This is a genomic window from Streptomyces sp. NPDC014894, assembly GCF_043080985.1.
GTDB lineage: Bacteria > Actinomycetota > Actinomycetes > Streptomycetales > Streptomycetaceae > Streptomyces.
This window is the reverse complement of record NZ_JBIBWD010000002.1, coordinates 1-19,366: the sequence shown is the minus strand read 5'-3', so window position 1 is coordinate 19,366 and position 19,366 is coordinate 1. Positions and strand designations below refer to the sequence as shown.

The following is a 19,366-nucleotide window of genomic DNA, read 5'->3' as shown; positions in this document are numbered from 1 at the left end:
CGCGTGCGGAGCCCCGACCGGGGCCCGGCGCGCCGGCCGCACGGGAGGAGGCCCCGCACGACGGCGGCCGCCCCTCCGGTCACGGCCCCGCGACGAGGCCGATCCCTCGTCGCGGTGAGCCGTCTCCCCGCCCGCTGCTACGGGCCGCGGCGGGCGCGCCCGTCCGGTGTGCCGGGCCGGCCGCCCCCGCCGTCAGACCCCGCCGTCAGACCCCGGCGGCGGCGACGGACCGGCACTCGTCGAGGAAGTCCACGATGTGACCGAACACGTCCAGGGCCGCGTTGCGGCCGATGAACGTGTCGAGATGGCCGTATCCCGGCACCTCCGCGTAGCGGACGTCCAGCTGCGGATACCGGCTGGACAGGACCTCGTGGCAGAGCTTGTTGGAGTCGTACCAGAAGCGGTTGTCACTGCCGGAGAGCAGCAGCAGCGGCGCCTCGGTCCGGCCCGCCTCGTCGAGCGCGTTGGCCGGGAGCGCGTCGTACCGGCCGTCGCCGGTGTTGAACCGGAGCACGCTGTGGGCCAGTTCGATGCCGCGCAGATGCGGGAGGATCCACATCGGCACCGCCCCGTACAGATCGGCCAGCCGGTCGTGGGTGACGGGGTGGATATTGTCGTGCTCGAAGAGCGAGCCGCCGACGCCCCAGGAGTCGTTCTGCAGGATCTGGCAGTTGGGGTCCTTGCACTCGGCTCCCAGCGAGACCTCCGCGAAGAGCAGGGAGTACTTCGACCACAGCCCCACCTTCCTGATGTCGGTGGGGATGGTCGCGACGCGCGAGCGCAGCAGCTCCCCGCCGAAGTGCAGCCGCGCCCGGGTCTTCCAGGACATCTTCGGGGTGAGGAAGACCCCCTGCGCGACGACGCCGGCCAGCCCGGGCACCAGCCCGGCGGCCATGCTCATCGACAGGCACAGCGCCCCGATGCAGTGCGCGACGACCAGCAGCGGCCGGCCGTCGGTCCGCTCCCGGATCAGCGACACCGCCTCGGGGATGTCGTAGAGCGCCACATCGTCGAAGGTGTAGCGCTCCCGGCCCTCGTTGTACGGAAGACGGCAGCTCCCGCGCCAGTCCAGCAGCCAGGGCTCATAGCCCGCGTCGAGCAGGACGTCGACCAGATTGCGGGTCTCGGGCAGGGTGAACATGTCCGACGAGGCGGTGAGCCCGTGCAGGACGAGCACCGGCGGGCGGTCGGCGGCCCCGTCCTCGGAGGCGATCCGGCACAGGGCCAGCTCGGTGCCGTCCGAGGCGGTGAAGGGTATCTCCTCGACCCTGTCGCCGAGCGCGGAGTGAAGGGGCCTCGGCGTCATCGGATCTGCTCCCTTTGCGTCATCAGCTTCCTGATCCTGCGTCGCAGCTTGTCCTTGTCCCGGTCGAGCGCGTCCCGGCGCAGGTCCATCAGCTCGGCGGCGGCCCGCATCGACGGCTCCGCGAGCCCCATGCCCACCTGGACGAAGAACCACGACAGCCAGGCGATCTTGGCGAGCCTCCGCTCCTGCGAGGACAGCCTCGGATCGACCCGGATCCCGTCGATCTGGTCCGGGACGTAGCTCTTGGCCGGCACCCTGACGATCCCGGCCACGCTCGCCGGCTCGCCCTCGCGGCCGATGGTGATCTCCAGCGTGCGGGTCTGCTTCCAGAAGTCACGGCGGGCGCGGGCCGTCTTCCAGCCCTCCAGCCACCAGCGCCCGCCGTCCCGGTCGGCCAGCTCCAGCCGGTAGCGCAGCAGCGGGTGGTCGCCGCCGTGGCGGAGCGGTACGCCCTCGTCGGGGCGGACCAGGATCTCGCCGTTCACCACCGTCAGCGGCTCCGCGTGCAGCCGTTCGCAGCGCACCTCGCCCCGGACGTCGATCCTCCGGTGCCGTACGACCTGGTACATGCTGGCGATCGACAGCGTGAACGCCATCCGGCACTTGGTGTCGGCGGCCTCGCCGACCGGGCCGACATGTCCCTTCGTCCGCTCGCGGAACGACAGATAGGGCGGGTCCTCGCGGCTGGGGAGCCGGGCCACGCCGTCCAGCGCCATCCGTTCGAAGGCCTTCAGCTGGGCCTGGGAGCCGTAGCGTTCGGGCATCGGCAGCCGGTGCCTGGCCAGGAACGCCTCGGTGCGGTCCGCCCCGGCCTCGGGGCCGAACATCAGCGCCTCGAAGAGCTTCACGGCGGTGGGGCTGCGCAGAATCCTCACCAGGAAGTCCAGCTCGGGCACCGGATCGGCGCCGTGCCGCCGGATCAGGTCGTCCCGCCACTCCCGCCAGCCGGCCACCCGTACGTTCATCCCGGCCAGCTTCATGTCCTTGACCAGCTCCGGCAGAGTCTCCGCCCGGCCGGTCAGATGGTAGTTCTGGCCCCAGGCCTTCGGGTCGAAGACGATCGCGGCCGCGACCCGGCTGACCCAGTCCACCGGCGCGAGATTCATGAACTTGAACGCGGGCACGGTGCGGTAGCGGGAGAACGCCCCGATCAGCCCGGTGCTCAGATCGCGCGGGTTGTACACACCGGTACGGGTGTGGCCGCCGATCGCGCCCGGGCGCAGGAAGGTCACGGTCAGACCGTGCTCCCGGGCCCGCCGCAGCGCGGCCTCGGCGGCCCACTTGGACTTGTCGTAGCCCGCGGACAGCAGATCGAGATGGGCGACCGGATCGTCCTCGCCCATCTTCGCGATGCCGACCTCGTTGAAGACGGCGACGGAGGAGATGTGGTGCAGCGGCTTGGGCCGTCCGGTCATCGCCAGCTCCGCCAGGAGCAGCGGGCCGAGCACATTGGTCTGCCGCAGCGAGGGGTAGCCGCGCAGGAAGTCCACCGCCGCGGCGACGTTGACGATCGAGTCGATCTCCCTCGCCAGGCTCTCCCAGCGCTCCTGGGACAGACCGAGCCGGGGCCGCCGGATGTCCGACGCGAGCACCGTGACCCGCCGCCGCACCTCGAAGGACCAGGGCTGGCCGAAACTCGCCAGCGCTTCGGCGAGGCGTGCTCCGGCGGCCTCGTCGTCGGCCGCGCGCACCAGGCACACCACATGGGCGTCGCCCTGCCGCAGCAGATCCAGCAGCAGATGGCTGCCGAGGAAGCCGGTGGCGCCGGTGAGCAGGATCCGGCGCGGCGGCCGGGGTTCGGCCTGGGCGCTGAAGGGCAGCCGGTCGGCCAGCGCGAGATCGGCCAGCACGGTCCCGAGGTCCTCGTCGTCCCCGTGCGCCGCGCGGGCGGGGGCCGGCGCGGCCGCCTCCCGTACGGCGGGGGCGGCCGCGGCGCTCGCGGCGGACGGGCTGATGCCGGGCGTGCTGATGCCGGGCGTGCTCGCGGTGGACGGGCTCGCGGTGGCGGTGTTCGCCACGTCGGTGTTCGCCACGCCCGTGTTCGCGACGGCGGTGGGCAGCCCGGCGGCCTCGGCCCAGCGCTGCGCGAGCCGGCGGGGCCGGGCGTCCGCGAAGACGTCGTCCAGGCTCACCCGTACGTTCAGCTCCCGGGCCATGAGCGCGACCAGTTCCACCGCGTCGATGGAGGAGAGACCGGCGTCGAAGAGATCCGTCTCGGCGTCGGCCGCGCCCCCCGACAGAAAGCGGGCGGACCGGGCCACGATCTCCGCGGCGACCTGCTCGACGCCGCGCCGGCCCGTGCCGGCGGCGGGGGCCGTCGGCGCGGCCGCGGGGGCCGGTCTGCGGAATCGGGCCAGCAGTTCGGACGCCTGGGTCCGCCCCGGGCCGCGCCGCTCGATCACCTCTTCCTCCGGCCGCCGGTCGACACTGGGGTTACGGCTGGCGCCGTTGCCCGCATCAGGCATTGCTGACCTCCGCTGCGATGTCCGATCCGAGGTCCCAGGAACGGAACTCCCGGAGTTGCGCCGGGGCGACCGCCGTCTCCAGCCGCGGCGCCTCCACCTCTCCTCCGCCCAGCCGGGAGACCAGACGCCGCGCGGGGATGTTGCGGGGCGTACGGTCGGCCACCAGGCGCACCGTGGCGCAGCCGAGGGCCTCGGCCCGGTCCGCGAGCCATCGCAGCAGCCGGTCCTCCACCCCTCGTCCGAGCACCCGGCAGCTCATCATCCAGGCGACCACCTCCAGCGCGTCCCCGTCCCGCCGGACGGCCAGGACGCCGATCTGCCCGTACGCGCCGAACCGGTCGCGCGCGGTCGCCGTCCACACCTCGCCGTCCCGCCGCAGCCGTTCCAGTCCGGCGGCGTCCAGGGCCCGGGGCCGCAGATTGAACTGATTGGTGCGGCGGCTGAGCTGGACGGTGCGCTCGGCCGACTCCTCGGACACCGGCTCGATGTCGAGTTCGAGCCGGAGGTCGTCGAGGAACTCGGCGAAGTTCATCCGGGTGCGGGCCTCGTCGCGGACCCGCTCCTGCCGGTAGTAGTCGGCCCGGGCGGCGTCCTCCGCCGTGGCCGCCCTCGGCACGATCGGCCACAGCCGGGCGAGGAATCCGCCGAGTTCGGCGGCGGGCGGGCAGGTGACGCAGAGCACCTCGGGCAGCTGGGCGCGCACCCCGGCGATCTCCACCGGGTTGTCGTCGAGGAAGAGGAAGCTGTCCAGGCCCAGCCGCAGTTCCTCGGCGATGGCCGTGATCCGTGTCCACTTCGGCTCCCAGGCCGCGGAGACCGCGGCGAAGTGCTCGCGGCGCAGCGGGCTGTCCGGCCGGTCGAGGATCCGGTGGACCGTCTCCTCGTCGTTGTTGGAGACCAGGGCGAGCAGCACTCCGGCGGCCCGCCACTGGAGCAGCCGTTCGGCGAGCAGCGCGCGGGGCCCGGTCAGATCGACGTGCTCCGGCCCGATCTCGCCGGCCACCCCGCTCCACAGGGTCTCGTCCCCGTCGACCACGATCACCTTGGGCGGCCGGCTGCGGATCCGGTGGACGGTGTCGGCGAGGCGCAGGGCCACGAGCGCCTGGAACTCGTCCTGGAACGGCAGATGGGCGATGTCGTCGGTGTGCGCGTCGAACACGCCGTCCGCCGGAAGGTCGCCGCCGGCCGGTTCGGCCCAGGAGTCGGAGGGCAGTACGGCGATGCCGGGCCGGTCCGCGAGACGTGCCGTCACCCGCCGCTCCCAGGCGCGCGACCGCTCGTGGTCCGGGTCCGTCTTCTCCGGGTGCTCCGGCTTCTCGGGGCGTTCCGGATGCTCCGGGTGCTCCGGGTGCTCCGGCTTCTCCGGGAGGAAGGCCACGACGAGCGGGGTGCGGGTGCGGTCGGCGAGGGCGGTCAGGGCGGCCGGGTACTCGTCGGCGAGCTGGTCGAGCAGATCGCCGTCCCCCGGTGCGAAGCGGGTCAGATCACCGGCGCGGAGCAGGACCAGACCGACGGAGGTCGCGGTCTGCGCGAGCACGCCGCCCGGGTCGTGGAGGCTCGCCAGGACCTGGTGGTAGGGGGCCTCGACCACCTCCGGGGGGCCGCTGTCGGCGGTCGTGCCCGGAGCCGGGTCCCGCGGGTCCTCCAGGTCCTCCAGGGCGAGCGCCAGCATGGCCGGGAGATTGCCGAGGGCGAAGGTGGCGGCGACGGCGACCTGGGCGCCGGGCACGGGCACGGGCACGGGGGCCGTGGCGGCGAGTCGGCCGTCGGGCGCGGTTTCCTGGGCCACGAGGGCTCCTTCCGGCAGGGCGACGAGGGTGTCGGGGCCGTCGGCGATCTCGGCGGCGAGGGCGAGGAAGGCCCGCCCCAGCTCCGCGCAGCCCGTCTCGTCGAGGACGTCGACGCTGTACTCGAGCCCCAGCTTCCCGAGGCCCGGCATGACGGTGACCATGAGATCGAGGTCGGAGTGGCCGGTGCCCGCCGGCAGGATCCGCAGGCCCTCGGCCGTGCCGGCGCTCGGCGGCATGTAGTTGAAGTAGACCTCGACGAGGGGCGCGTCCGCGCGGTACAGCCCCTCCTCGACGAGGGCGGACATCGCGTCGAAGAAGGTGACGCCCCGTTCCAGCACCCGGCTGAGCCGGGCGTCCGTGCGCCGCAGTACGTCGGCGACGGCTTCCCCGGTCTCCGCCCGGGCGGCGAACGGGATGGGCAGCCCGAAGTAGCCGACCGCGTCGAGGGCGCCGACATGCATCCGGGTGTCCACCGGGACCGCCAGCACGAATCTGTTCCGCCCGCGCAGCCGCGCGAGGTGCACCGTCAGCACGCCGAGCCAGAAGGCGGCCGGGGTGATCCCGAGGCGGTTGGCCCGGGCCGCCACCCGCTCCTGGAGGTCCGGCTCCAGATCCACCAGATGCGTGGCGGAGCGGAAGGACCGCCGCTCGGGCCGTCGGGACTGCTCCAGGTCCAGCCGCCGGACCCCGGCGAAGTCCTCGCGCCAGTCGGCCGCGGGGCCCGCGCCGTCCGCCGGCCGGGCGGCCTGCGCCCTCAGCAGCAGGTCGACGTCCCGGTTGGTGACGAGGGCGGGCGGCGCGGAGCCGCCGAGGCCGGCGCCCAGCTCACCGGCGACCAGCGTCAGCGACGCCAGGTCGGAGACCGCGTGGTGCGCGCCGAGGACGAGCACCTGCTCGCCGCTCGGGTACACCAGCAGCTCGAACCGCCACAGCGGACCGGTCGCGAGATCGAAGGGCGGCTCCATCAGCTCGCGCAGCCGCTCGTCCGGGTCCGTGCCCTCCTCCACCGGCGACCAGCGCGTCAGCTCGCCGGCCGGGGAGCGGCGCACCTCCAGCAGCAGCCCGCCGTCGGCGTCCGGGACGATCCCGGTCCGCAGGGCCGCGTGCCGTCCGGCGAGATCGGCGATCAGCTCGGCGAGCCGCTCCCGGGTCGTCGCGGCAGCGAGCCGTACGGCCAGCCCGATGTGGTGGGTGGCGGCGGGGGTGCCGTGCTGCTCCGCGCGGAGCAGGCGTACGACGTCCCGGGTGGCCGGGTGGCGTACGACGTCCGGGACCCGCTCGGCGGACGCGGCGGACTCGGCGCTCCCGGCCGCCGGTTCCGCTCCGCCCCCGTCGGCCGCCCCGGCGACGATCTGGTCGGCGAGGCTCGCGACGCTCGCGCCGTTGAACATCGACGCGATCGGCAGGGTCTGGCCGAAGTCGGATTCGATCAGGCTGCGGATCTGCATGGCCATCACGGAGTCCAGGCCCTGGCCGACGAGCGGCGCGGCCGGGTCGATCTCCTCGGTGTCGAAGCCCATGGTGCGGGCGAATCGGTACCGCAGCCGCTCCAGCACCGCTTCCCGCGACTCCGGCGCGACGGATCCCGCCGGTCCGCCCGCACGGCCCGACCGGGCCACGGCGACGCGTCGGCGCCTCGGGAACAGGCCGGCCAGCAGCGGGGGAAGCAGCCCGGGCTCGGTGTGGCGCAGGACGGTCTCGTCGAGGGCGAGGGCCAGCAGCAGCGCGTCGCCGTCCGCGCCCCGGGCGAGCGCGGCGTCGAGAAGGGCGAGGCCCTTCTCGGTGCCGAGCGCGGCGATCCCGCCCCGGTTGATCCGCTCCAGATCGGCCTCGCCGAGGTGTCCGGTCATCCCGGTGCGCTCCGCCCACAGGCCCCAGGCCAGCGAGAGTCCGGGCCGGCCGGTGCGGCGGCGCTCCTGCGCGAGCGCGTCGAGGAAGGCGTTGGCGGCGGCGTAGGCGCCCTGCCCGGCTCCGCCGAGCACTCCCGCGACCGACGAGAAGACCACGAAGGCGGACAGGTCGGCCCCGGCCGTCAGCTCGTGCAGATGCCAGGCCGCGTCCGTCTTCGGCCGCAGCACCGCGTCCAGACCGTCCGCGTCGATCGACGCGACGACGCCGTCGCGGAGCACTCCGGCGGCGTGGACGACGGCCGTCAGCGGATACTCCTCCGGCACCTCCGCCAGCGCCCGCTCCAGCTGGTCGCGGTCGGCGGCGTCACAGGCCCGTACGGTGACCTCGGCCCCGAGGGCGGCGATCTCCTTCCGGAGGGTCTCGATCCCCTCGGCCTCGGGGCCGCGCCGGGACAGCAGCAGCAGATGGCGCGCGCCGAGCCCGGCGGCGTGCCGGGCGACCCGCGCGCCGAGCCCGCTCGTTCCGCCGGTGATCAGAACGGTGCCCGTGCCCAGCGCGCCGGCCGTGCCGTCGGACGGCTCGGTCGCCCGGCGGCGCAGGACGGGCGCGTACACCTTCCCGTCCCTGACGGCGAGTTCGGGCAGTCCCGAGCGGAGCGCCTCCCTCAGCGTCCCCTCGTCGAGGTGGTCGGGATAGTCGCCGTCGACGTCGACGAGGACGACCCGGCCGGGGTTCTCCGCACGGGCGGCGCGGATCAGGCCCCACACCGGGGCGTGGCCGAGATTGATCCCGGCGCCGGGCTCCTCGGCTCCGGTCAGCACCGCACGGCGGGTCAGCACGACCAGCCGCGCCGGAGCCCGTCGGTCCTGGTCCTGGTCCTCTTCTTGGTCCTGGCCGTGGCCTTGGCCTTGGCCTTGCTCCAGCCAGCGCTGCACTTCGCGGAGCGTCCCGCCCAGGACGTCCCGTGCCCGGGCGGCCTCGTCACCGGTGTCGGGCCCGGCCTCGCCGATCTTCAGCAGCGTCATGTCCGGGGCGTCCGCGCCGCTGTCCGCGGTGTCGCCGCCCTCGTACACGGACCATTCGACGGCGAGCAGCGTCTCCGTGGCGCTCCCCGCGGCGGCGAGATCACCGGCGGCCACCGGGCGCACCAGCAGCGAGTCGATCCGGGCGACGGGCGCGCCGGACGGGTCCGCCGTCTCCACGGTGAAGGTGTCGCGCCCGGTGGGGGCGATACGCACGCGCACCTCGCTCGCGCCCCGGGAGTCCAGGGTCACCGCGCCGAAGGAGAAGGGCAGCGGTGTACGCCCCCGGGGGTCCTTCGGCCCGTCCACCGCGGCGGCCTGGAGCGCCGCGTCCAGCAGGGCGGGGTGGATGCCGAAGCGGTGCGCCTCCTCCGTCTGCCGGCCGGGCAGGGTGACGCGGGCGAGGATCTCGTCGCCGAGCCGCCATACGTCGGACAGGCCCTGGAACGCCGGTCCGTACTCCAGACCGGCGTCGGCCATCGTGTCGTAGTGCGCGGTCACGTCCAGCCGTTCCGCCTCGGGGGGCGGCCAGTCGGCGGCGTACAGGGCTCCGGTGGTCTCGGCCGGTTCGGCGGGGCCCTCGGTGAGGACGGCGGCGGCGTGGTGGGTCCACTCCGCCGTGCCGTCGGTCCGGCGGGGGCGGGAGTAGACGTCCAGCGGTCGGCCGCCGCCGTCCACGGCTCCCACCTGGACCTGCACATCGATTTCGCCGTGTTCGGGGAGGATCAGCGGCGCGCGGAGGGTCAGATCCCGCAGGGCGGCCCGGCCGACCTCCTCGGCGGCCCGGAGGGCCAGTTCGACGAAGGCGGTGCCGGGGAGCAGTACGGTGCCGAAGACGCCGTGGTCCTCCAGCCAGGGGTGTGTGGCGCGGGATATCCGTCCGGTGAGGACGACCTCGTCGCCGCCCGCCAGGCGCACGGCCGCGCCGAGCAGCGGATGCCGTACCGCGCCCAGTCCGGCGGAGCCGACGTCGGCGGCCGTTGCGGCGGCGGGCCGCCAGTACCGGTGCCGCTGGAAGGCGTACGTCGGCAACTCGACCGGGCGACCGCCCGCCAGCCAGGGCGACCAGTCCACGTCCACACCCGCGACGAACAGCTCCGCCGCGCTGCGCAGCAGACGCTCCGGCTCGTCCTCACCCCGGCGCAGGGTCCCGACAGCGGTCACACCGGAGATCCCGGCATGGTCGGCGTTCTGCGTGAGCGCGCCGAGGAGTACGGGATGCGGGCTGGCCTCGACGAACAGTCGGTGTCCGGCTTCGAGGAGGCTCGCCACCGCCGTGTCGAACCGGACCGTCTCCCGCAGATTCGTGAACCAGTACTCCCCGTCCATCACCGCCGTGTCGATCAACCCGCCCGACACCGTCGAGAACAACGGAATCCGCCCCGACCGCGGCCGGACCTCCGACAACGCCTCCAACAGCCCTTCCCGCAGCTCCTCCACCTGCGGCGAATGCGACGCGTAATCCACCGCGATCCGACGCACCTGCACCCCCTCCACCCCACACCGCTCCACCAGCACATCCAGCTCACCCACCGACCCCGACACCACCACCTGCTCAGGACCGTTCACCACCGCCACCGACAACCCGCCCGACAACCACCCCGACACCCGCTCCACCGACGCCAGCACCGACACCATCCCCCCACACCCCGACAACCCCACCACCGCACGCGAACGCAACGCCACCACCCGCGCACCATCCACCAACGACAAACCACCCGCCACACACGCCGCCGCGATCTCCCCCTGCGAATGACCCACCACCGCACCCACCCGCACACCCAACGAACCCCACACCTCGGCCAACGACACCATCACCGCCCACAACACCGGCTGCACCACATCAACCCGCCCCAAGACCTCCTCGTCCCCGGACCGCACCACATCCAGCAACGACCACCCCTCCACAAACGGCTCCAACGCCGCCCCGCACTCAGCCATCCGCCCCGCGAACACCGACGAGAACCCCAGCAACTCCCGTGCCATCCCCAACCACTGCGAACCCTGACCCGGAAACACCAACACCACACCCGAAGCACTCCCGGACACCGCACCACTCCCCACCACCACCCCAGACCCCACACGCCCCTCCACCAACCCGCCCAAACCAGAAACCAACTCCCCCGCACCCCGACCCACCACCACCGCACGGTGCTCCAACACCGCCCGCCCCGACACCAACGACCACCCCACATCCCGCACACCCACACCACCACCACCAGCCACATGGGCCAACAACCGACCCGCCTGCTCCCCCAACGCCACCCCACTCCGACCCGACAACACCCACGGCACCACACCCGAACCCACAGACACCGAACCCGACCCCGACCCCGACCCCGACCCCGACTCCGGGCCAGACACCGGAGCCGACTCCAGAATCACGTGCGCGTTCGTCCCGCTGTAGCCGAAGGTCGACACACCCGCCCGGCGCGGGCGATCGCTCTCGGGCCACGGCCGGTTCTCCGTCAGCAGCTCGACCCGGCCGGCGGTCCAGTCGACGTGACGCGTCGGCTCGTCGACATGGAGGGTGCGCGGCATGACGCCGTGGCGCATCGCCTGCACCATCTTGATCACACCCGCGACACCGGCGGCAGCCTGCGTATGACCGATGTTCGACTTCAACGACCCCAACCACAAAGGCCGGTCCTCCGACCGCCCCTGACCGTAGGTCGCCAACAACGCCTGAGCCTCGATCGGATCGCCGAGCGTGGTGCCGGTGCCGTGTCCTTCGACGATGTCGACGTCGGCGGCGGTCAGCCGGGCGCCGGCCAGCGCGTCCTGGATCACCCGCTGCTGCGCGGGCCCGCTGGGAGCCGTCTGGCCGTTGGACGCGCCGTCCTGATTGACGGCGGATCCGCGCACCACGGCCAGGATCCGGTGGCCGTGCCGCTCCGCGTCGGAGAGCCGTTCCAGGACCAGCAGTCCCGCGCCCTCGGCCCAGCCGGTGCCGTCGGCGGCGGTGGCGTAGGGCTTGCAGCGGCCGTCGGGGGCGAGCCCGCGCTGACGGGAGAACTCGACGAAGACGCCCGGGGTGGAGAGCACGGTCACCCCGCCGGCCAGCGCGAGGGCGCACTCGCCGCGGTGCAGGGACTGGATGGCCTGGTGGACCGCGACCAGGGACGACGAGCACGCCGTGTCCACCGTGACGGCGGGCCCCTGGAGGCCGAGCGTGTACGCGACGCGCCCGGAGACGAGGCTGCCGACGCTTCCGCCGCCGGGGTCGTAGTCGTGGTGGAAGGAGCCGGCGAACACGCCGGTACGGGTGCCCTTGAGGCTCTGCGGGTTGATCCCGGCGCTCTCCAGGGCCTCCCACGACGCCTCCAGCATCAGGCGCTGCTGCGGGTCCATCCCCTGCGCCTCGCGCGGGGCGATCCCGAAGAACGCCGGATCGAAGTCCGCCGCGTCGTACAGGAACCCGCCCGAGCGGGTGTACGTCTTGCCGGGGCTTCCCGGCTCCGGGTCGTACAGCGCGTCGACGTCCCAGCCCCGGTCGGTCGGGAACGCGCCGATCGCGTCCTCTCCCTTGACGACCATCTCCCACAGGCGGTCCGGCGAGGAGACCCCGCCGGGCAGCCGGCAGCTCATGCCGACGATCGCCACGGGCTCATGGCGGCGGTTCTCCAGCGTCTGGAGCCGGCCGCGGGTGGTGTGCAGCTCCTCGGAGACCGCTTTGAGGTACTTCAGCAGCTCGTCTTCGGTGGGCATGGCTCACTCTCAACTCGGGTCGGTGGGCGATTCGTCGCCGGAGATGGAGATGCCGAGGCTGTTGGTGACGAAGTCGAGGACTTCCGTCGCGGTCGCCGACGCGAGTCCGGCCGGGGCCGGCTCGCCGGCCCCCGTCGCGGTCTCCGTCCCGTCGGTCCACGGCCCCGACATGTCCCGGACGGTCTCGGCCAGCGCGGCTCGCTGCGCGCCGGTCAGCTCCAGTACGGCCAGGTTGTTCCGGATGCTGGTGAGGTACGACATGACCCGCTCGTAGGTCGGTTCGCCGGAGTCCCGCGCGTCGGCGGGAGCCGGGACGAGCCCGTCGAGCAGATGGGCCGCCAGATCGCGCGGGCTCGGATGGTCGAACACGGCGGTCGCGCCGAGCCTCAGCCCGGTGCGCTTGTTGATCCTGTTGCGCAGTTCGACGGCGGTGAGCGAGTCGAAGCCGAGATCGCGGAACGCGCCGTCGGCGGGGACGCCGCGCGGGTCGCTGTGTCCGAGCACCAGGGCGATCTCGGTCCGGACCAGATCGAGCAGAATCTCGCGCCGCTGCTCGTCGGGCAGTCCGCGCAGCACGCTCTCCAGGGATTCGGCGGGGGCGGCCCCGGCGTGCTCCGCCGTCCGCCGGTTCGCGGCGGGCAGCAGCTCCCGCAGGACCGGTGGGGCGGTGTCCGCGTGGAGCGCGGCCGGGTCGACGCGCACCGGGACGACGACCGGCAGGGCGCCGGTGAGCGCCCGGTCGAAGGCGGCGAGACCCTCGTCGGCGGCGGTGGGCAGCAGTCCCGTACGGGCGATCCGGCTCCGGTCGGCGGCGCCCAGACCGTCCGTCATCGCGCTGCTCTCCGTCCACAGTCCCCAGGCGATCGAGACCGCCGGCCGTCCGGCCGCGTGCCGGCGGGCGGCGAAGGCGTCCAGATAGGCGTTGGCCGCGGCGTAGTTCGCCTGGCCCGGCGAGCCGAGCACGCCCGCGGCGGACGAGAACACCACGAAGGCGGCGAGATCGGCGTCGGCGGTCAGCTCGTGCAGGGCGCGCGCCGCGTCCGCCTTCGGGCGCAGCACGGTGGCGAGCCGGTCCGGCGTCAGGGCTTCGATGACGCCGTCGTCGAGCACCCCGGCCGTGTGCACCACGGCGGTCGGCGGACGCTCCGCCGGGATGCGGGCGAGGGCCCGCTCCAGCTGGTCGCGGTCGGCCGCGTCGCAGGCCACGGAATCCACCCGGACGCCGCTGTCCAGCAGGTCCTGGGGGGCCGCGCCGCCACGGCGGCTGAGCAGCAGCACATTCCGTACGCCGTGTTCGGCGACGAGCCGCCGCAGGACGAGCTGCCCGAGAGCGCCGCTCGCGCCGGTGACGACGACCGTGCCGTCCGGGTCGAGCGGCCGGGGAATCGTCAGGACGGCCGTGCCGGGGTGTCCGTCCTCGCCGAGGCGGCGGTAGGCGTCGGCCGCGGACCGTACGTCGTAGGCCCTGACCGGCAGCGGGCGCGGCGATCCTGTCGCGAGCAGACCGGCGAGTTCGGCGAGGATCGTCTGCCGACGCGCCTCCGGGACGTCTCCGAGATCCCAGGTCGCGCCGCCGGGCCGTCCGGCGGCGCCCGCGGTCACCTGTCGGCCGCCGTCGGCGAGCGGGGCGGCGTCCGCGGTCCCCGTGAGGTCCAGCACGATGTCGAAGTCCGCCGGCGTTTCCCCGGCGGCCGCGCCGGTCGCCGGTTCGGCGAGGCGTGCCCCGTCCGCCCCGGGCTCGCGCGGAGCGTCCGGGGAGCCGGGATCCGGGGCGACGAAGACCTCCGCGCCCAGATGGCGGCCGATCCGGGCCGCCGCCGCGCCGAAGCCCTCGGAGCCGCCGAAGCCGTCGGAGCTGTCCGAGCTGTCCGAGTCGTCGGAGCCGGTGCGGATCAGCACTCGCTCGCCGCTCCGCAGCCCGGCCTTGTCCACCAGGGCGTGCCAGGCGGTGACGAACGCGCGCGGGGCCGCGGCGGCCTCGGCGAAGCTCCAGCCCTTCGGCACCCGGAGCAGCGACCGGTGGCCGGTGACCGCCGTCGTGCCCAGGGCCCCTCCGTACGGGAACAGGCCGAGCACACGGTCGCCCACGGCCACGCCGTCGACCCCGGCGCCGATGTCCGTGACGACGCCGGCTCCCTCGGAGCCCCGCGCGCCGGGGCCCTCGGTCAGATCGGCCGGGCAGATCCCGGCGGCCCGGATCGAGACCCGGACCTCCTCCGGCCCGAGCGGATCGGCGGCGGTCTCGGGGACTGCGGCCAGGACGAGGGAGTCGGCGGGATCGCCGTCGCCGGTCGTCTCCAGCCGCCATTCCCGGGCGTCCGGCAGCGCCAGTACGGCCGGGGCGGAGCGGCTGAGCCTCGGTACGAACACCTGCCCGGCGCGGACCGCCACCTGGGGCTCGCCGGAGGCGACGGCCGCGGCGAGGGCCGCGTCCGAGCGTTCGTCCACATCGGCGAGCAGCAGCCGGCCGGGGTGTTCGGCCTGTGCCGAGCGCAGCAGGCCCCACACGGCGGCGGCGACCGGATCGGGGCGTTCCATGAGCGTGCCCCGGGTGACCACGGCGAGCCGCGCCTCGGCGTTCGCCGGGTCGGCGAGGAATCGCCGTACGCGCTCCAGCGTCTCGGCGAGCCGGGTGTGGAGATCGCCGGGCTCGATGTGGGCGACGGCGGTCTCGGGGCCGCGCTCCCGGGCCGGCTCCGCCGCCGGGACCGCGCGCCAGCGCAGATGGAGCCCGCCGTCCCGGTCGGGCCGCGCGGTCGCGGACATCGGCCGCAGGGCCAGCGCGTCCACGGTGATGACGGTCCGGCCCGCGGTGTCGACGGCGGCCAGGGAGACGCCGCCGTCACCGGCGTCGGTGAGCCGGACCCGTACCGTCGCCGCGCCGGAGGCCTCCAGCGTGACGCCCGTCCAGGAGAACGGCAGCAGCGGGCGGGCGCCGTCGGTGCGGGCGACCGCGCCGGCGGGGGACGGCACCCCGAGGGTGACGGCGTGCAGGGCCGCGTCCAGCAGCGCGGGATGGATCCCGAACTCACCCGACTGAACGGGCAGTTCGACCTCCGCGTACAGTGCGTCGGCCGTGCGCCAGGCCGTGCGCAGCCCCTGGAACGCCGGTCCGTAGCCGTAGCCGCGCTCGGCCAGCTCGCCGTAGAGACCGTCGACCGGTACGGGGAGCGCGTCGGCCGGCGGCCAGGTCCACGCGGCGGCGGGCGGCGGGGACGCCGGGGACAGCACGCCCGTCGCGTGCTCGACCGGCGGCTCGGCGCCGGCGGTCGGCGTGGACGAGGAGTGGACGGCGACGGAGCGGCGGCCCTCGTCGTCCGGGGCGCCGACGACGACCTGGAGATATACGGCGCTGTCGCCCGGCAGGACCAGCGGCGTCCTCAGGGTCAGTTCCTCGACGAGCGGGCAGTCCACCGCGTCACCGGCGTACAGCGCCAGTTCGAGGAAGGCGGTCCCCGGCAGCAGCGGCGTGCCGCCGACCGTGTGGTCGGCGAGCCAGGGGTGCGATCCGGGCAGTACGCGGCCGGTGAGCACCGCCTGGCCGTCGGCGAGGAACACGGCCGCGCCGAGCAGCGGATGGCGGGTGGCGTTCAGCCCCGCGGCCCGGACGCCTGCCGTCGACTCGGCCGCGTCCTGCCAGTAGCGCTGCCCCGCGAACGGATAGCCCGGCAGCTCGACGCGGCGTCCGCCGGTCAGCAGCCGCTCCCACGCCATCGGCGCGCCCGCCACGAACGGCCGGGCGAGCGCCCGGGCGAGGGCGAGGGCCTCCGGCGCCCCGGATCGGAGCGCCGCCTCCGCGACGAAGCCGTCGTCGCCGAGGACCGCGTCGAGGGTGGCGTGCACCATGGGGGTCACCGCGGCCTCGGGTCCGACCTCCAGATAGGCGGTGACTCCCAGATCGGCCAGGCAGCGCACGCCGTCGGCGAACCGCACGGACCGGCGCACATGCTCCACCCAGTACCGCGGGGTGCACAGACGCTCCGGCTCGATCAGCCCGCCAGTCACATTCGACACCACGGGGATCACCGGCTCCCGGAACGAGAGCCCGGCCACCACGTCGGCGAACTCGTCGAGCATCGCGTCCACGCGGTGGGAGTGGAAGGCGTGCGACACGGAGAGCCTGCGCACCCGGCGTCCGAGGGACCGGAAGTGCTCGGCGACGGCGATCACGGCCGCCTCGTCGCCCGACACCACCACGGCCTCGGGGCCGTTGACCGCCGCGATCCCGACCGCGTCCTTCAGCGACGCCTGCTCGATGTAGCCCTCGGCCTCGGCCTCGTCGACGGCGAGCGCCGCCATCGCGCCGCCGGTCGGCAGCGCCTGCATCAGACGGCCGCGCGCCGCCACGAGGGTGCAGGCGTCGGCCGGCGAGAGCACGCCCGCCGCGTACGCGGCGGTGATCTCGCCCAGGGAGTGGCCCATGACGTAGTCGGGAGTCACCCCCCACGCGTCCAGCAGCGCCAGCAGCGCGACCTCCAGCGCGAACAGCCCGGTCTGCGTGTACATGCTCTGGTCCAGCAGCGCGGCCGCCGGGGAGCCGGCGGGGGCGAACACGACGTCCCGCAGCGGGTGTTCGGCGTGTCCTTCGAGATGTCCGTCCACGGCGTCGCACACGGCGTCGAACGCCTCGGCGAAGACCGGGTACCGCTCGTACAGCTCCCGTCCCATCCCGGCGCGCTGCGCGCCCTGGCCGGAGAAGACCAGGGCCAGGCCGCCCGCGCCGACGGCTCGGGCCGCTCCGACGACGGCGGCCGGCGTCTCCTCACCGCGGGCGAGGGCGGCCAGCGCGGCGGTCAGCTCGTCGCGCCCGGAGCCCAGGACCACGGCCCGGTGTTCCATCAGCGCCCTGCCCGTGGCCAGGGTGTGTCCGATGTCCTGGACGCCGGGGCCGGACGCGCCGGTGACGCTGTCGAGCAGCCGTGCCGCCTGCCGCCGCACCCCGGCCGGCGTCCTGGCCGACAGCACCCAGGGGACCATCGGCGCTTCCGGCGCCGGGTCCGGAGCGGCGGGGTCGTGGGGGGCCGCTTCGAGGATGACGTGGGCGTTGGTCCCGCTGATGCCGAAGGAGGACACCGCCGAGCGGCGCGGGCGGTCCAGCTCGGGCCACTCCCGCTCGGAGGTCAGCAGACTCACAGTCCCGGACTCCCAGTCGACATGGCGCGAGGGCTCGTCCGCGTGAAGCGTGCGCGGCATGACGCCGTGGCGCATCGCCTGCACCATCTTGATCACACCCGCGACACCCGCCGCCGCCTGGGTGTGACCGATGTTCGACTTCAACGACCCCAACCACAACGGCCGCTCCTCCGAACGCCCCTGCCCATAGGTCGCCAACAACGCCTGCGCCTCGATCGGATCACCCAACGACGTACCCGTACCGTGCGCCTCCACCACATCCACATCAGCCGCACCCAGCCGCGCACTCGCCAGCGCGTCCCGGATCACCCGCTGCTGCGACGGACCATTCGGAGCCGTCAGACCATTGCTCCCACCGTCCTGATTCACCGCCGAACCACGCACCACCGCCAACACCCGATGACCCTGACGCACCGCGTCCGACAAACGCTCCACCACCAACAACCCCACACCCTCCGACCACCCCGCGCCGTCGGCGTCGTCGGAGAACGCCTTGCACCGGCCGTCCGGAGCCATCGCCCGCTGCCGCGAGAACTCCACGAACGTCGTCGGCGTCGACATCACCGTCACCCCGCCCGCCAACGCCAGCGAGCACTCCCCGTTCCGCAACGCCTGAACCGCCAGATGCAACGACACCAGCGACGACGAGCACGCCGTGTCCACCGTCATCGCCGGACCCTCAAGACCCAGCAGATACGAGATACGCCCCGACGCCACACTCGACGAGCTGCCGAGCATGCGGAATCCGTCCATGCTCTCGATGGACTCGTGCAGGGGCGGCCCGTACTCCATCGCCATCAGGCCGGCGAAGACACCGGTCCTGCTGCCGCGCAGCGAGGACGGATCGATCCCGGCACGCTCGAACGCCTCCCACGCGGTCTCCAGCAGCAGCCGCTGCTGCGGATCCATCGCCGCCGCCTCACGCGGACTGATCCCGAAGAACTCGGGGTCGAACACGGCGGCGTCGTGGAGGAATCCGCCCTGCCGGGTGTACGTCGTCCCCACTCGGCCGGGGTCCGGGTCGTAGAGGCCGTCGATGTCCCAGCCCCGGTCGGTCGGGAACCCGGAGACGGCGTCGAGGCCGTCGACGACCGCATCCCACAGCCGCTGCGGCGAATCGATTCCTCCCGGGTAGCGGCAGGCCATGCCCACGATGACGATCGGGTCGTCGTCCGTGGGCGCGGTGATCGCGGAGGCGCCGGTCGGGCCGGCGGCGGTGCTGCCGTGGATCTGCTCGTCCAGGAAGCCGACCAGCGCCGTGCGGTTGGGGTAGTCGAAGACCAGGGTCGACGGCAGCCGGAGCCCTGTCTCCGTCTGGAGCCGCTGCCGCAGCTCAAGACCGGTCAGCGAATCGAAGCCCATGTCACGGAAAGCACGATCCGGCTCCACCGAACCGGCCGGTCCAAGGCCCAGCACCAGGGAGATCTGTGTGCCCACCAGCTGGAGGAGTGCCGTCTCGCGCTCGGCGTCGTCCAGGGCGGACATGTCGGCGAGCCATGACGAGCCCTCGTCCGCGCCCGTGGCAGCCACCGCCCGACGCGCCGGCGCACGGACCAGCGACGCGAACACCGACGGCAGACTCCCCCGCACCGCCCGGGTCCGCAACGCCGCCAGATCCAGACGAGCCGGAACCACCGCACCCCGACCCGAAACCAGAGCCGCATCGAACAACGCCAACCCCTGCTCCCCCGACATCGGCGCCAGACCACTGCGCGACAACCGCGCCAGATCCCCCGCGTCCAGATGCGCCGTCATCGCACTCGCACCCGCCCACAGACCCCACGCCATCGAAATGCCCGCCAAACCCTCCGCACGACGCGACACCATCAACGCGTCCAGCCACGCGTTCGCCGCCGCGTAGTTCGCCTGACCCGCCGTCCCCACCACACCCGCGGCCGACGAGAACACCACGAACACCGAAAGATCCAGACCCCGGGTCAACTCGTCCAACAGACGCGCGCCCTCCACCTTCGGCCGCATCACCGCCGCCACCCGGTCCGGAGTCAACGCCGACACCACACCGTCGTCCAGCACACCCGCCGCATGCACCACACCCGTCAACGGATGCTCCGCACCCACACCCGCCAGCAC

The 19,366-nt window shown here is 73.9% G+C and carries 3 protein-coding genes and 1 pseudogene; all 4 read right to left on the bottom strand.

From position 1 onward, the window contains the following. Window positions 1-205 precede the first annotated feature (205 nt). Window positions 206-1,306, bottom strand: coding sequence for an alpha/beta hydrolase (locus ACF089_RS04300; protein WP_392021636.1), 1,101 nt, complete (start codon window positions 1,304-1,306; stop codon window positions 206-208). Further along, window positions 1,303-3,771 carry a thioester reductase domain-containing protein gene (locus tag ACF089_RS04295; RefSeq protein ID WP_392021633.1) on the bottom strand — a complete coding sequence of 823 codons (2,469 nt, stop codon included), beginning with the start codon at window positions 3,769-3,771 and terminating at the stop codon, window positions 1,303-1,305. The genes ACF089_RS04300 and ACF089_RS04295 overlap by 4 nt, the downstream gene beginning before the upstream one ends. Next, a pseudogene (locus ACF089_RS04290) lies at window positions 3,764-12,142 on the bottom strand (HAD-IIIC family phosphatase); the annotation flags it as partial. The gene ACF089_RS04295 and the pseudogene ACF089_RS04290, both read right to left, overlap by 8 nt. A 9-nt stretch (window positions 12,143-12,151) precedes the next feature. Next, on the bottom strand, window positions 12,152-19,366 hold a 7,215-nt coding region (locus tag ACF089_RS04285), incomplete at its 5' end, for an SDR family NAD(P)-dependent oxidoreductase (protein ID WP_392021631.1).